Annotated in this window: 16 protein-coding genes; 7 read left to right on the top strand and 9 right to left on the bottom strand. The window is 45.5% G+C overall.

The genetic code is table 11. The features are described 5' to 3' along the window. Nucleotides 1-94 precede the first annotated feature (94 nt). The 4 genes from AABW11_RS09655 to AABW11_RS09640 all read right to left on the bottom strand — a co-directional run bounded on the left by AABW11_RS09655 (nucleotide 95) and on the right by AABW11_RS09640 (nucleotide 3,138). Complete coding sequence (locus AABW11_RS09655; RefSeq protein WP_340104873.1) at nucleotides 95-799, bottom strand: SDR family oxidoreductase; 705 nt, start codon at nucleotides 797-799, stop codon at nucleotides 95-97. Nucleotides 800-1,065: 266 nt separating this feature from the next. Further along, nucleotides 1,066-1,545 carry an MgtC/SapB family protein gene (locus tag AABW11_RS09650; RefSeq protein WP_340104872.1) on the bottom strand — a complete coding sequence of 160 codons (480 nt, stop codon included), beginning with the start codon at nucleotides 1,543-1,545 and terminating at the stop codon, nucleotides 1,066-1,068. A 346-nt stretch (nucleotides 1,546-1,891) separates the two neighbouring features. Then, on the bottom strand, nucleotides 1,892-2,089 hold the full coding sequence (locus AABW11_RS09645; protein WP_340104871.1) for a hypothetical protein: 198 nt from the start codon (nucleotides 2,087-2,089) through the stop codon (nucleotides 1,892-1,894). A gap of 134 nt (nucleotides 2,090-2,223) precedes the next feature. Further along, nucleotides 2,224-3,138 (bottom strand): DUF697 domain-containing protein, encoded by a 915-nt coding sequence (locus AABW11_RS09640; RefSeq protein ID WP_340104870.1) that lies wholly within the window; start codon nucleotides 3,136-3,138, stop codon nucleotides 2,224-2,226. 178 nt (nucleotides 3,139-3,316) lie between these two features. Here AABW11_RS09640 and AABW11_RS09635 point away from each other — a divergent pair, with 178 nt between their 5' ends. After that, the gene (locus AABW11_RS09635) at nucleotides 3,317-3,610 is read left to right on the top strand and encodes a hypothetical protein (protein WP_340104869.1); all 294 of its coding nucleotides are present in this window, start codon (nucleotides 3,317-3,319) and stop codon (nucleotides 3,608-3,610) included. Nucleotides 3,611-3,794: 184 nt separating this feature from the next. On the opposite strand, the gene AABW11_RS09630 is transcribed toward AABW11_RS09635, so the two are convergent. Next, the gene (locus AABW11_RS09630; protein ID WP_340104868.1) at nucleotides 3,795-5,000 is read right to left on the bottom strand and encodes a PQQ-dependent sugar dehydrogenase; all 1,206 of its coding nucleotides are present in this window, start codon (nucleotides 4,998-5,000) and stop codon (nucleotides 3,795-3,797) included. 227 nt (nucleotides 5,001-5,227) lie between these two features. Here AABW11_RS09630 and AABW11_RS09625 point away from each other — a divergent pair, with 227 nt between their 5' ends. The 6 genes from AABW11_RS09625 to AABW11_RS09600 all read left to right on the top strand — a co-directional run bounded on the left by AABW11_RS09625 (nucleotide 5,228) and on the right by AABW11_RS09600 (nucleotide 9,163). Continuing rightward, a complete protein-coding gene (locus AABW11_RS09625) occupies nucleotides 5,228-5,761 on the top strand; it encodes a hypothetical protein (protein WP_340104867.1) in 534 nt (177 codons plus the stop codon). A gap of 306 nt (nucleotides 5,762-6,067) precedes the next feature. Then, entirely contained in the window at nucleotides 6,068-6,415 is a 348-nt protein-coding gene (locus tag AABW11_RS09620; protein WP_340104866.1) for an STAS domain-containing protein, read from the top strand. Between the two features lie 20 nt (nucleotides 6,416-6,435). Beyond that, entirely contained in the window at nucleotides 6,436-7,245 is an 810-nt protein-coding gene (locus tag AABW11_RS09615) for a carbon-nitrogen hydrolase family protein (RefSeq protein WP_340104865.1), read from the top strand. An 82-nt stretch (nucleotides 7,246-7,327) separates the two neighbouring features. Next, nucleotides 7,328-8,209, top strand: coding sequence for a mechanosensitive ion channel family protein (locus AABW11_RS09610; protein ID WP_340104864.1), 882 nt, complete (start codon nucleotides 7,328-7,330; stop codon nucleotides 8,207-8,209). 95 nt (nucleotides 8,210-8,304) lie between these two features. Beyond that, the gene (locus tag AABW11_RS09605) at nucleotides 8,305-8,466 is read left to right on the top strand and encodes a YqaE/Pmp3 family membrane protein (protein ID WP_340104863.1); all 162 of its coding nucleotides are present in this window, start codon (nucleotides 8,305-8,307) and stop codon (nucleotides 8,464-8,466) included. Beyond that, on the top strand, nucleotides 8,459-9,163 hold the full coding sequence (locus AABW11_RS09600) for a DUF2238 domain-containing protein (RefSeq protein WP_340104862.1): 705 nt from the start codon (nucleotides 8,459-8,461) through the stop codon (nucleotides 9,161-9,163). Before AABW11_RS09605 ends, AABW11_RS09600 begins: the two co-directional genes overlap by 8 nt. A 637-nt stretch (nucleotides 9,164-9,800) precedes the next feature. On the opposite strand, the gene AABW11_RS09595 is transcribed toward AABW11_RS09600, so the two are convergent. The 4 genes from AABW11_RS09595 to AABW11_RS09580 form a co-directional block, all read right to left on the bottom strand. Further along, entirely contained in the window at nucleotides 9,801-10,187 is a 387-nt protein-coding gene (locus tag AABW11_RS09595; protein WP_340104861.1) for an endonuclease domain-containing protein, read from the bottom strand. Nucleotides 10,188-10,946: 759 nt separating this feature from the next. Next, entirely contained in the window at nucleotides 10,947-12,200 is a 1,254-nt protein-coding gene (gene alr, locus AABW11_RS09590; RefSeq protein WP_340104860.1) for an alanine racemase, read from the bottom strand. After that, on the bottom strand, nucleotides 12,157-14,139 hold the full coding sequence (locus AABW11_RS09585; RefSeq protein WP_340104859.1) for a hypothetical protein: 1,983 nt from the start codon (nucleotides 14,137-14,139) through the stop codon (nucleotides 12,157-12,159). Before AABW11_RS09585 ends, alr begins: the two co-directional genes overlap by 44 nt. 187 nt (nucleotides 14,140-14,326) lie before the next feature. Next, a complete protein-coding gene (locus AABW11_RS09580) occupies nucleotides 14,327-15,550 on the bottom strand; it encodes an ATP-grasp domain-containing protein (protein ID WP_340104858.1) in 1,224 nt (407 codons plus the stop codon). Nucleotides 15,551-15,760: the final 210 nt, after the last annotated feature.

Raw genomic sequence — 15,760 nt, 5'->3', positions numbered from 1 at the left:
ATCTTCAAAACTGATCCGGAAATCGTGGTTGCATTAGTTGATGCATCTTGACTCAAATCTCGGAGATACTATCGCTTTCCTATTTACGAATATTCTACCATTCAATCCGCTTTCCGTCCCGGAAGAAACCGCCGGTTGGACCATCACCGGGAAGTGTGGCTGCCCAGACAATTCCGCTCGCTCCCTCCTCTTTGCTGCGGGGCGCTGCCGATCCGCCCATATCGGTACGCACCCATCCGGGACAAACGGCATTAACTAAAATACCTGAGCCCTTCAGCTCATCCGCCAGCTTTACCGTAAGGGCGTTGAGAGCCGTCTTAGACACTCCGTAAGCCGGGGTGCCGCCGGTCATATTGTTCAGTGCACCCGAGCCGCTGGATACATTCACAATGCGTCCGGACTCACTCTTCTTTATTAGAGGAATAAATGCTTTGCTCACCCGCCATGGGCCAAGCAGGTTTGTCTCGAGCGTATCGCGGACAATATCCAGATCGGCGGTTATGGCATGCTCATTGCTGTCGTAATTGATGCCAGCGTTGTTTACAAGTACATCCAGCCGGCCGTGGGACTCTTTTACATAGTCGGCGACATGCATGACAGTTTCATCGTCTGTCACATCCAGCTGGTGGTACTCAATGTCAGAATATTCCCGCCTCAGCTTCTCAGCAGCTTGCTTTCCCTTTTCACGATTTCGGCTGGTCAGGATTACGGTAAATCCCTTCTCAGCCAGCTGACGACAGGTTTCAAACCCAATTCCCCGGTTGGCGCCGGTTACAAGTGCTATCTTGGTTTTCGACATAATTTTTTAAATTTTTTTGAAATGTGAAGTGAACAGCTGCCTTTAATAATAACATGCTGCCCGCTCATTTCAATCCCAAAGTAGCAGGTTTCGGCGCTCACCCTGAATAGCCAAATGTCTTTAGCAGAAGAAGTTGCAGGTACAATCTGAATCAGATAGTACCATACACCGCTTGAATCAAACTCATAAACTTAATGATCTATGAATTGGGGACCGGTACTGTCCATGGACGATTTGCTTTTTGAATCGGAAAACACTGCACTCTATCAATCCTCTTTTTTATCTCCGTAAACATACGGTCGTAACCGGGTAATAAACCGCTCAACGTATCCCATACCAAACAATACCAGTATAGCCAGAATGGCAAGGACTCCCGCCAACAGGTATTGCTGGATTGCCACAGCTATACCGATCGCTGATGCAAATAATATGGATGCCGCCGTGGTTAATCCTTCCACGGTTTCCTCCTGATTCTTGAAAATAATTGTGCCGGCCCCAAGAAAGCTGATTCCTGTAATGATAGCTTCCATAATACGAATGGGATCGGCCTGAATGATGTGCGCGACGGTTCCGCCGTTATAATTATGTATCAGGATATCACCCAGAATAATCATTAGCGCGGCAGACCCCGCAACCAGCATATGCGTTCGAAGGCCTGCAGGTTTTTGGGCGAGCTCTCTTTCAAATCCGATCAGACCTCCTAAAAACATAGAGTAGATCACCTTTGTTACGGGGATCCAAATCATATCATATTCCATTTTGTTCCTGTCATCATAATTGTTAAAAAAGCATCACAGATACTAGTGTTAAGTCAAATATGAAATGACGTAAGCAACCTGTCCGCCGAAGGTGCCGCAACAGCGGTACACCTACCGGATCTGACAGCGTTGGTTTTTGTTGCTGACAGAAACTCTGCAAAGCACCGGGAATGCTGTCAGCTCTTTATGCGACAAATGAAGATTGAAATGACACTAGGTATCGCCCATTATGATGCCTGTCATCTGTTTAGAAGTTCTTCTCCATAATTCAGATACATGCATTTAGCCAGCACTTGTGAATCCCGTAACTCTTATCTGCGATGTGGATCAGGCACTAATCTTTCATTTTAAACCAAGCCCACACACCAACGCCGGCGGCTAACCCTACAGCTCCTGCAAAAAGGGCAATATTAATATCCCGCTGTATTCGCTCTGCGCGGCTGAGATAATCAGAACCAACACCGTTTTCTGCAATTAAACGCTCAATTTTATTTAGCCGGTCTTCCATTTTACTTACCGTTTTCTCTTTCATATTCATAGATTTAGGATTATTTAGTTCATATTATCTCTTCTATTTTGATAACGACAAAAGAGATGAAAGTGTTCAGATGGCTAAACTGTCTATCCTTCTGGCAGCATTTAGTTTAGCAACACCTGAAGTACAACTTATTTCTTATCCTTTTTGCGTCTTGCAAATGGTTTAGACGCCAGCCTCAGCGGTGCCGATCCCATATAACGAACCAGCTTCTTGCTTCCGTCGTAGACGATACCGGCCAGCATTTTCGCTGCCTTAGCAGTGGCCGAATTGCGAATCGTCTGGCGTTCCTGTCTCACAAGTGATCCGCAATACTGCTGGGTGACTTTACCGATCCTGAGCGTCAAAAAAGCATTGGAACTACCGGTGATGGCCGAGTTGACGATCAACGCCGTGCCGGGCACCATAGACAGCACCGACCCTATACCCTGCGACATCGACGATTCGACAATTTCGTAGTATTCCGCCTCATCAATACTACTGGCTATAAAAGCGGTAACCAGCACATTGGTGTACAAAAAACTCAGATCTTTGAGCGTCGGGCGCTGTTCATAAATATGGGCGATCTCCCAGATCAGCCTGAACTGAAGCCCGAGAATAAATAACGCATCAAGCGCTCCATTTTGCGATATGGCGGTAGTGATAAATGCACGGTTCGCTGAGCGCTTGATAGATAGATCCGACTTTTCGTCCAGTTGTTTGATGACAGCTTTTACATCTTCCAGCCCCTCCACCATGTCGGTATCTACCACAGGGTTGGCTGACAAACGTTTTGCCAATTTCCGGATATACGCTTCATGAACTGGACCTTCAGATTCTTTAGGAGGAATGAGCGGACCCGGTAGTTTCACGTACAGGTAGACCGGCGTAAGCACCGCAAGCAACAGGATGAGCATGAACAAGCCAAGGGAAACCTGACCGAGGACAGGGTTGATCTGGCTAAGAAAAGCAGAAAACTGAACGAGCTGATTTACGATCACAATCAAAACGATGATCGTGATGGCAATCGAAAGAACTACGAGACTTTTTCTGACACTGCGGCGCATTAACACTCACATTTGAAATTGGATTGGCTTTATGAATTAAATCAATATACGATTTTTTGAGCGTCTGATTTTTTCAGAAAAGGTGTGACAATGAGATGTCATCTCTGATGTATAGATTAATTCAGGTATTACCAATTCACTATTTAACAAATTAACCAATCAACCTATCAACCAAACAATGAATGCAGACAATTATCCGCCTATTAATGTACTAAGCGTCTTTCGGGGTGTTCCCAGCCAAAATATCCCGTACCAGATTACTCCCTATCGGTTCGAAACACAAAACGGATCTTCATATCAGATCAAAGAGATTCGTCAGTTTCACAGCGACCGCCGGGGCAAGGGCCGCCACTTCCATTATATTGTTGTGGCTGATGACGATCGCACCTACCGCATCCTGTTTGACACCAACACTTTCAGCTGGCGGCTGGTAGATCGCACTGCTAACGAACAAGCAATAGCCAATGGTTAGTTAGCTCCATAAACCTATAAACTTTAGGTTAATAGATGAACTATCGTGGTGCATTACGGAACCCGGTTCAACTACTGTGGCTTTCGCGCCGAGCTCCCATCAACCATGACGCTGTCGCCCCGGGAACAGCCCCGAGGGCTCCGTCTACGGAAGGAGAAATGAAAAAGTATCAAAGATTAACAAACTACAACTCATCCACAATATCCTCACCAAACCGGTAAATATTTCCATCGAACCCTGTGATATAAATCTCGTTCTCCTGATCCACACCAAATGACGAAATTCTGAAATCGGCATCGAATAGTTCTGTGTTATCAGGATTCTCTAAATCCGACGTATCCAGCGCCCAGATCCGCCCCGATACGAAATCAGCATAAATATAGTAGCCGGTCAGACCTGGGATATCGCTTCCGCGGTAGACATATCCGCCAGTGACAGACCGGTCGCCTTCACTGTGATTGTAGGCATATACCGGCAGCTCGAGGTCCTCTGTGTCACACTCAGTCCCCGGAGGATAGCACATCGTGCCTTCCATAATATTCCATCCATAATTAAGGCCGCTTTCAATAATGTCGATCTCTTCCATGGTATTTTGTCCTACGTCGCCTGCCCATAGCTTTTCTGTTTCTGCATCAAAACTGAAACGCCACGGATTTCTGAGCCCGTATGCAAATATTTCTTCCCGGTATCCCTGCTCGTTTCCGGCGAAAGGATTGTCATCAGGTATACCGTATTCATTACCGTTGTCTTGTGAATCCACATCAATCCGCAGAATCGATCCAAGCAGAGTACTGCGGTCCTGGCCGTTATTTTCCGGATCACCGGCACTTCCGCCATCGCCGGCGGCAATGTAAAGATATCCGTCAGGCCCAAACGCGATGTGACCACCGTTATGGTTTCCATACGGCTGATTATAGGTTAGCAATACTGTTTCACTGGCAGGATTTGCACGATTCTGATCGTCATCTGACACGCTGAACCGTGAGATCACGGTTCGGTCTGGCGCCGGAGCCGTGTAATTCACATAAAAGTAGCCGTTGGTCTCAAAGTCAGGGTGAAATGCCAGCCCCAGCAGTCCCTGCTCATTTGAGATATCAGTGACCCGGCCCTCAATATCCAGGAATATTTCTCGATCCGTTATGTCGGGGTCATTCGAAAACACTGATATGGTGCCTGCCTGTTCTACCACAAACAGTCGGTTGGTGCCATCTCCAGCATGCTGAATATTCAGCGGGCGGATAAAGTCCAGGTTCGGAAAAGCATCTACCACCGTTCCCTCTATAACATCACCGTTGCCATTATCTTCGCCATTATCGGGATCGGAATCAGTAGTTTGACTGCAAGCGGAGAAAATGAAAAAAAATGACAAAAGCAGAGTGAGTAAACGCATGGATTTTCCTGATTTTAATGTGATTCAATAAATTTCTTAACGTGGCCGGAGTGGCCATCTTTTGATAACTATTTGTGACTTGGCCGTAAGAAACAGCTCTACTTCAACAAGGCAGTGCTTGCAAATAAAGTTCATTATCCATCTCAATTTTCATAAAAATTTGATTTCTTCACACTGATTTAAACTCATTTTTTTGCTTATTGACCGAAATAATTGTTCATCAATTTATGATCTTCACTACACTCCTCATCATTCACATCACCAGTGGAAGCCTGGCTCTTCTCGGCGCACTGGGTGTCGCTTCTACCAAAATATTCGATGTCCGGCACAAGTGGCATCTCAACGCCGGCAGACTGTTCTTTTCGGGAATGACTCTGGTATTTGTAACAACACTGCCCATGACACTCATCAAGCCAAACCTGTTTCTATTTTTAATCGGTATCTTCAGTTTCTACCTGGCATGGACCGGTTGGCGAAAGGCTTTGAACCGAAGCGGTGTACCCTGTAACCAGGATTTTGCGGCAGCCATTATTATGGGCGTCACGGGGCTGGTGATGGTTGGGTGGGGCGGCTGGTCAACTCAGTCAGGGGATGGAAACGGCATTACGCTGATGGTTTTTGGGGCATCGGTTGCTGGCTCGCATTTCAAGAATTTCGCCAGTTCAGAAAAGGGCCGCTTAAAAGGAAATCCAGAATCAGGTCCCATCTCGTTTCCAGGATGGCCGCCACTATTACAGCCACTACTACATTTTTGGTTGTGAATGTTGAAACCGATCCTGAATGGATTGTCTGGCTTCTGCCCACGGTTATAATCTCCCCCGTTATTCTTTGGATAAGCCGGAAATTGTTGCCAAAACGTATGTAAGAGTATATATGAGCAGATTTGTAAACAGTTTCTACAGAGGGGTAACTCAGACAATCATTTCACGTATCCGTCACTTATTCCTGATAGTTATTGCCGAAATTATCTGGCCGCTTAATAAATGTTGCAAAGTGAGTTCGATTTTCAAATATTCAGCAAAGATTCAGGGTGTAACTCTTAATATCTCAATCAAACAAAACGCTTTATGAACTACACAATCAACTCGTCCGATATTGAAAATACTGTAATTATATCATTTGAAGGAAGGCTTATGGGAGCGGAAACTGCAGAGTTTCATGCGAAAATTAAGGACCTCATTGAAGAAGGTACCACAACTGTAATTGGTGATCTGGGTGGCGTGGATTTTTTAAATTCAAGCGGGCTTGGGATGTTTATCGCCGCGCTTACCAGCCTTCGAAAAGCCGATGGCGACTTCATTTTGTGTGAGGCATCCGATAAAATTGAGAGCCTGTTTAAAGTTTCCAAGCTCTTCACGATCTTTAATTACTATCCGACGCTGGATAAGGCTAAAGCCGCCGCTTCGAAAAATTAATTGTCTCTTATCTTAACGCAATGAAAACATACAAAGCAGCCGTGGTTCAGATGAACAGTCAGCCGGATGTGGCCCTCAATTTAAAGGAGGCCCGGCGATGGATCCGGGCGGCTGCTGATGAGGGTACCGAACTTGTAGGTCTGCCGGAATACTTCTCATTTCTGGGACATTTGAGCCAACGGAAGAAGCGGGCTGACAAAATTTCCCGTCGGTCTTACAACTTCTTGAAAGAGACAGCTGCCGAATTCAATATCTATTTGTTAGGAGGCACTATTCCCGTTCCAGCTGATGACGGCAGAACCTATAACCGGTCCCTTCTCTTTAATCCGGCCGGTGATGTTGTGGCCAAATACGATAAAATTCATCTGTTTGATGTTGAGCTGTCAGACAGCGAGCAATACCGTGAATCTGATGACATCAAGCCGGGTGAAAATAAACCGGTCACATATACCACAGACTCGCTGGGAACACTCGGACTCAGCGTATGTTACGATCTCAGATTTCCCGAACTCTACAGAGCCTTGATCGACCAGCACGCAGATCTCATCACGGTTCCATCAGCATTTACAGCTACAACAGGTAAAGATCACTGGGAGCCGTTACTTCAGGCGAGGGCTATTGAAAATACAGCCTATGTGTTTGCCCCGGCACAAACGGGTACTCACGGCGAAACAAGGAAAACGCACGGTAATGCCATGATTATCGATCCATGGGGCGATATTATCGCTCATGCCGGAACCGACCCCGGCATCGCGATTGCCACTATTGATCCGGCACGCATGAAACAGGTTCGTAACAAAATCCCGTCGCTCCTCCATCGGGTTTTATAGCTGCCATTGGTAAATGATGCGCAGCATTCGGATATTGACCGGCTGATATCTATGAATTCACACGCTCCAAACATCACATTTCATGTCTCTATTAGAATCCCTGGTTGATGCGTTTTATGCAGAACTTGAACTCTTTTTCAATTTTTTGCCTCGCCTGCTAATCGGCATCATAATATTTATCGTGATCTACCTGGTGGGAAAAGTGATAGCAGCTGCTACCATTCAAATAATTAGCCGCGGCGGCTTTCCGGAAACATATCACACCTTTTTCAGAAAAATGATAAAAGGGATTTTTATACTAATTGCCACGATAGTTTTTCTGAATCTCATCGGCTACAATACACTTGCTGCAAGCCTTGTTGCTGGCGGAGGTCTCACAGCTGTTATGCTGGGATTTGCATTCAAAGATATTGGTGAAAATTTCCTGGCCGGATTCTTCCTTGCCTTTAGCCGCCCATTTACAACAGATGATCTTATAGAAACCGAGGGAATTATGGGAAATGTTGAAAGTATCGAACTCCGTCATACCCATATCAGAACCGCAGAAGGGTGTGATGTATATGTACCAAGCTCGCAGCTGTTCACCAAACCGCTATTTAACTATACTCGCGACGGGCTGCGACGCGGTTCTTTTACCGTGGGAATCGACTATTCAAATGATTCCGGCGCTGCAGCTAAGCTGCTACTTGAAACCACTCAGAAAATTTCCGGTGTACTTACCACTCCGGAACCTATCGTGCAGATTAAAGCCTTCGATCCTGGGTTTGTTGAGCTTCAGGTGTTTTTTTGGATTAATGCAAAAGATCAGGAGAAAACCCTTGCTCTCATCAAAACACAGGTAATGGATAGTGCCCGCAAAAATCTCCGGGAAAATGGGTTCACTATCAGCGCCGACATTTCAACAGCACTGTATATGAGCCCTCTTGATGTAAACCTTACCAAATCTAAACTCCAATCCACGTGATCATGTTCGAAACAAACTGTATGATTTTGTGTAGATTGATACAAACATAATCACCCTTATATTTCATTTCAATTAATAAAAAAAGTACACGTCACATGAGCCTACTAAGAATTATTTTCGCAATTATCCTTCCGCCTCTTGGTGTATTTCTTACGATTGGTATCAAACCGGCATTCTGGCTGAATATTTTATTGACCATTCTTGGATTTATTCCCGGCATCATTCATGCCGTTTGGGTTATTGCCAAAAATGACTGACAAACCGGCGACCCAACAGGCTGGCAATAACAAAGATCAGCCTGATGAAAATAGGCTTCATAGATTGTTAGTTCGACTCTTACTGCTGTTGATGTCAGTTGAAGGGGCGTACCTGCTTTATAATGGACGATGGCTATCTTTTTTCCTTGTGTTGCTTATCATTTTCACACTGTTGGCTCCCATCCTTTTTCGACATCAGCTAAACGTTGTCGTACCGGCAGAATTTCACATTTCTGCTGTTACGTTCTCTATTGCAGCGCTTTACCTGGGCGAAGTACAGGAATTCTACCAGCGGCTCTGGTGGTGGGATATTGCGCTGCATGGTACAGCAGGCCTGCTGATGGGAGTCATCGGCTTTTTAATGGTTTATATTTTGAATGAAACCGATCGGGTACGTCTGAATCTGACACCCGGATTTATTGCTTTCTTCGCTTTTCTGTTCGCCATTGCAATTGGCACGTTCTGGGAAATCTTCGAATTTACCATCGATCAAACTTTCAAGATGAATATGCAAAAACCGATGCTTGGAGATCCATCCGGCCTCACCGATACCATGTGGGATATGATTGTGAATGCCGCGGGTGCCTTTATTATCAGTATCACAGGCTGGTGGTATTTAAAAACAGGCCAATCCTTTTTTGTTGATGAGTGGATCAGAAAGTTTATCAACCGCAATCCGGGACTATTTAAGAAGTAGATATTTGTGAAATAGTTGATTGGTTTTTTAAGTTGATTAGAGAATTGGAGGAATAGAATTTTAGGTGATGAATCTGGATCCATTGCAAATCTTACTTGTTAACATGTTTACCTGCACCGTGCCTCTCCATGAATAGTTTGGAGATCCATTTCTTTTCTAAATGAGTAGATTTTGGTGATCACATTGATCTTTTTGTTTGGCTACAATGTCTGTATTGGCTTCGACAGATCCCATCTCCCCCCGAGGGATCCCAATGGGAAGAGGGGACAGAAAAGAGAAAGCGCGCGAAGCGAGTCTTTCGACATTCAGGGGTGTGTCCGGGACCTGGATCAAACGTCGATATCGCGCAACGTTTCCTGCCTCAACAACACACCCCTCGCCATCAAAATCGCGCTTTGCACGTTTTGATGTGCTTTTCCCCTCTCAAGAGGGGATTATTTGGACTTTTATAAATTCTATCTTTAGCAATATGATTTAACATTGGGCTTCAATAAATCCCATCTCGAGAGGGGACAGAAAAGAGAAAGCGCGCGAAGCGAGTCTTTCGACATTCAGGGGTGTGTTCGAGGCCTGGGTCGAACGTCGACGTCGCGCCCCACCTACTGCCCCATCAACGCACCCCTCTCAAAAGGGGATTTTAGAGGCCTAATTTATTCTTTTGTTTACTAACCACATCCTCAATCACCCTGAGGACATTGTCAATTTCATCATAAACCTCCTCATCCCAAAACCTTATAATGTGGAGTCCGAACGATTTTAGATTACTCTCCCTGATCTCGTCTTTCTCACCTTGTCTTTCCAGCATGTGTGTGTATCCATCCAGCTCAATCACCAGGTAGAGTTCACAGCAGATAAAATCCACAATATAGTTGCCAACAGGCCGCTGGCGATGAAAATCAAACCCTGTCATTTGTTTACCTTTCAAGTGTCTCCATAATATCACTTCACTCAATGTGCTGTTATTACGGAGTCGCCTCGCTTTTTGTTTTAGCTTTGGATTGTAGGGAATAATTGGTCGTCTCATACTCACCCTTCGGTTTTGTTGAATGGTTATGAGTATGATCCTATAACTGCTGTTTCCTTACAGATTTGTTCTTTAGAAAAAAATTTAAGAGGATCGCAAATCCCATCTCCAGGGGACAGAATAGAGAAAGTGAGCGAAGCGAATCTTTCGACATTCAGAGGTGTGCCCGAGCCCTGGATCGAAAGTCGATATCGCGCCACACCTACTGCCACAACAACACACCCCTCGCCATCACAATCGAGCTGCGCCCGTTTTGATGTGCTTTTCCCCTCTCAAGAGGGGATTTCTTCTGCCATCACAATTTCCACACTCAGCAACAAGATCTAACATTGGGCTTTGACAAATCCCATCTCCCCCCGGAGGGATCCCAATGGGAAGAGGGGACAGAATTGAGAAAGTGAGCGAAGCGAGCCTTTCAAGATTCAGGGGTATGTCCTGGACCTGGATCGAAAGTCGACATCGCGGAACGCTTCCTGTCCCATCAACACACCCCTTCGTGCTGTGCTCGTTTTGATGTGCTTTTCCCTTCTCCGAGAGGGGATTTTTAGAGGGCCTTATTCTTTCGAGATAAGATCACTGAATAGCTACGACGCTAAATCTCAAAACTCCTAAATCATTCAACCGAGAAGCTTTTAAAGAAATCGTAACCATTTTGATTTAGCATTTTGTGAGATCTTCGATTTCCCATTTCCGATCTATTGCCTCTCCCCTCCATGCGTCGAGCTTTTCGGCGTAGGGAGGGGAGACGGAGGGGTGGGTCTACTTCACTGCATACCTCGGAATAGCCTGTGGCAGACGGCTCACAAGTTCGTTATTAATAGCATTTGTAAATTCTGAAAATGACCGTATGCTTATCACATGATTGCTTTGGCGGCCAATCAAAACCGCTTCATCTCCCACTTTGGCTTCGCCGATATGACTCACATCCACCATAAACACATTCATGTTGATGAGTCCCACGACCGGTGCTTTTTTGCCGCGGATAAGTACCTCTCCCCTGTTGGATAGCGCACGCGGATAGCCATTGCTGTAGCCAAGAGGCAAAACAGCAATTGTCATTTCCTGTGGTGCCTGGAAACTGGTACCGTATCCGACAAATTCATCTTTCTTCACCTCTTTAATGTGCATGATATCGGTCTTCCAGCTCAACACCCTCTTGAGCGGGGCATCCCTGGATTTGCCGGTTTGCTGAAGATGAAGATTGTAAATATCCGGGCTTGGCCACATCCCATAGTGAGCGGTGCCAACCCGTACCAAATCCATAACTGTTTCAGGGAATGCAAGTGCTGCAGCAGAACAAGCGGTATGCTTTAGATTTGGAGACAGGCCCTCATCTTCGACAACCTTATAAAGCTCATGAAATTTATCTTTCTGCTTCTGAATCCGAAACTGGTTCGAAAGAGATTCAATGCCGGCAAAATGAGTACAAAATCCTTCAAACTGCAGGTAATCACTGTGCCTCTTTATATAGCTAAGTGCTGTTTTAAGTTCAGATTCATCCAGGCCTGTCCGGTTACCGCCGGTCTCAACCTCAAGATGAATAATCGCTTTCTTATCCAGCTTTTCAGCGACCTGTTTTGCTTTTTTGAGGCGCGGTATATCAAATACAAAAAATTCGACCTCGTTGCTAATGACCCACTCAAGGTCATCATCATAGAGGATTCCCATAATCATAATGGTGCTATCATTCGCACACGCTTCGCTGACCTCCCACGCCTCGTAACTTGAGGCAACAGAAAAATGCCTGACGCCTGCCTTTTCTGCCATAGGAACAAATGTTTCGATACCATGACCAAACGCATTGGCCTTCACAACAGAAGAAAAGATCGCATCCGGGCCAATTTTTTTGCGGATAAATGTCAGATTTTGCTTCAGAGCCGACTGGCTTAATTCTATCCTGGATGAGTGCCGAACCATTGATGTAAATTTATTAGTATTATTTTTTTGATAGTTGTTACAGGTAATTTTTCTAAAGTGCCAGCCCGGCTGTCTCCATCCACTGGTATGAATCACCCCAGCTTGTTTTTGCCAGCTCTTTTACCTTTTGAACCTCTTCTTCACTCACCTCTTTCAAATCGTTCAGATCGGACCGATTGTAATGGTAAGCGTACAGCCTTGATGCAAACTGGTGAAACGGGAGTGATGACTCCCCGGCGCGTTCTCCATTGCCGGCAACGGTTGGGCGCATGTTATCCTGCCAGCGTTGCCGCCCCTCGTTATTCGGGTTGAGAATATATACACGAACCTGCCCCTTCACTTTTCGGACCCGAAGGATCGAAACAGCGTGAAATCCAATCAGCTTACCGGTTGATGATGTCAGAAATATGCCCACCGGGTTAGGATATGCAAGGTCATTGCCGCCGTTATAATCGGGGTGATGGGTGATATAAAATGTGCGAATAAACGTTTCGTAATTTTTGATGGAGTTCGTCAGATAATCGTAGGCTGAGATAAATCCGGTCGGGATCCAATGGCCGTACATTGCGGGATTAACCCACTTGTGAGGATCATCGGCACGGTTAGAAGCCCGGCGCATCATCTCATTATATATTTTGTCAAGATGCGGCACTAACACAACCGATACAGCATCAAGGTTATAATCCAGCTCTTTCACCAGGCCCAGCCCCAGTTCTTCCGATTTTATGATCTGTCCCTCGAACCTCATCCACAAACTATTGGCTTTGGCCGCGCTTTCAATCATACGCAGCAGTTTACCGGGCGCGTGGCTGCTCCATAAACTAATTCCACGGGCAGACTGACACGTGGGATTCCATCCCTGCCCCACGCCAAGCGGCTGACCGAGAATACCAAGACAATCAGCCGTGAGAAGTTGTGTGGAACTGAGACTACTGTTTTTTCGTGATATCCGGATGTGCTCGGCAATTGCAGTGTCCAGTTCCATTCCCAGCAATCGCTGCAGGCCGCTTTTTACCGGCTGGTGCGATAACAGTGAGCGCTCCAGGAGTTTGGAGAGACCGAAACACGATCGCGCCGTATCGGGATGAATAACGGCGGTAATAAGTTCACTGACGAACTTTTTATGTTTATCGTACTCGGCCTTACCTACGTTGTCGAGGCCAAGCGCCAGTTTTACAAGTGCACCGTCGCTGGCTACACTACGAAGAAGTTTCGCGTGATATGCCACTGCAAGCCCGGTTTTATGCATCGTGTCAGCCAGCGCTTCACACTCCGCGATAATCTCTTTGCGTTTGGCTGTTTCAAGGTAAGCATCGTACTCTTCCGGTGACAATTCACCGGCTTTCTCAGAGGGAGCGAATACTGCTTTAACATATTTATTAAGGCGCCGGTCTTCCTCATTATCGGGATCGAGATTAATTTCTTCTTTCACCGTGCGGATAATTTCTAACACCCGATCTGTGACCACTGGCCGCTGGGCACAAATCAGCTCAATCTCCGTTGATAGGCGACCTTTTATGTTGCTTATAGGTATTTGTTCTGTCAGAAAATCAAACAGAAGATCCACTTTTCGACGCGTCGCCTCCTCAATATTACGATCTTCCTCTGATCCGCCGGGGAATATTAGATCCAAGTTATTTACGAGTGCGTCTTCCAAAAATGTACTGGCTTTGCCGGCAGAGAAATTTTTGTAACGGATTTTTTCATTGGCAACGGCGATAATCCGCAGTTCGCTGATGATTTCAACAATCGTATTATGGCCACCGGCTTTAAGTGTTCCGCCAACAAGTGTGGGCACAAGCCGGGCCGGATCATCCCACATGGTATCTGTGAATATTCCTGCGTTTACAAGCTCATCAATTCTCTCATACAAAAATTGTACTCCTGCCTTACTATCGGTGAGAACATCGAGGCTGCTGAGAAGTTTCTTCTTGTGGGATTCTGCTAAAAGCGGTGTTGCCTCCGAGTAGTTTTCAAGTGTCTCATAAAATTTATTTTTAACGCCTTTAGATATATTTTTACTGCTTTTTTTCAATTGTTGTGCTGTTCTTTTAAATCGAGTTTCTGAAAATGTATTTTTGATGCAGATTCATTAAACGTATAAACGCCTATCATTATAAAAAAATCTGCACCACTATCCTTTTTATTGGATGTGGTAACAGATCATATAATAGACACGCCAGATTGTTTCTGAACTATTCGGTATTTATGGTCAATAGAAGTTACGCATAAAAATCCACGTCTTGGTAGTGCCGCAGAAGTTCGCGCATACGGTCAGGGTCATCTCCGTTGAAGAACACAGTGCCGTAGTGATTTCCAAACCCTTCCCGCTGATCAGATACTTTGTGTTCGGAAGGCGCATAGAGTGTGTGATCCTCAAAGAAGGAGTCCTCTTTAAGTTCGTCCGGAATCTGAAGTTTTGTGATGCGGCCCGGTTTCGGGTAAACCATCACGCTACCGGCATAATTCTGGTTTTCTTTAATCTCCTTGTCAGGAAAGAAATTCTTCACTTCCTCTTCAGTAGCTGACGGATCACTGCAGAGCACAAGCGCCTGGATTGGGTCAAAACCGTGAGCTTTTTCGATCAGCTCGTAAATGTGGCCACCCGGAATTCTGCATGCTACCTCCCCAAAATTGAGAGTATTATCTTCAGTCAGAAACCATTCGGGGTGAATCATTCCATATTCAATGCCAAATGATTTCACGAGTCGCTCCATTGCATCGCGGATCAGCGGACGCTTGGCTTCAAGCTCCGGTCCGGCGGGGACAAAATTGGAATAACCGAGCTTGACGTACTCTGTAATATTCAGAAACCGAATCTCTCCGTTGTGAATGAACGCCTCGCATGAGAACTCTTTGCCCGGCAGATGACTCTCCACCATACAGGGAAAGTCTTTATCGATAACCTTCTCTTCAATGTCATTCTTGGTTCGCAATAACTTATGCCCTACCGTACCGGCCGCGCTAAACGGTTTCAGGTGTACCCAGGCATCCTCTTCGCCCGGCAGCTGCAGGTTTGCTTCGTTCAGACGATCCATAAAATCGTGAACACCCTGCCGTGTGTAAACCTCTTCAAACAAACCCACCCGTAATCCGGCAAGCAGTGCTTTACGCTTCATAATAGCCTTATTACGGAATAAATACGCACGGTTCAAAAGTCGCGGATCGTCCCTGAAAATAGAATTCAGCGCACCGGCCCATTCTACTGTTTCCTCGTAAAGTGGAACGGCAAAGTCCACACTGTGCTTATCCAATAGCTCTTTAAGCTGCAGACTGTTTGATTTTTCGTTCCAGTCTTTGAAATTCCAGCCTAAAAAAGGGATGTCATTATCTTTGGCAGTATCGGCAAATTCAGGAAAGCTGACCACCACAAATGGCCTGTCCATTTTTTGCATGCTTTCAATTGCGGGAAGACTCCATCCCAATAGTGCTACTTTGTTACTCATAAGGTATCAGTTTTTAAAAAAATTAATTATTAGATATTGAAAAGAACGATGTCTGTGATCGCTTCTTAAAATATTGTATTTCAATGAGTTATATAAGTTAATGCATCTAACTGCATGATCATTCCGGGTGATACTATAATACTCCTCTAATACTTTTAACCTAACTTTTGTTATCCGGTGGCCGAATCTCTTTTTACTTGCCATTTACTG

This window comes from Rhodohalobacter sp. 8-1, assembly GCF_038150125.1.
Lineage (GTDB): Bacteria > Bacteroidota > Rhodothermia > Balneolales > Balneolaceae > SW132.
Note: the sequence above shows the minus strand (reverse complement) of the source record. Positions and strands in the feature narration are given on the sequence as shown.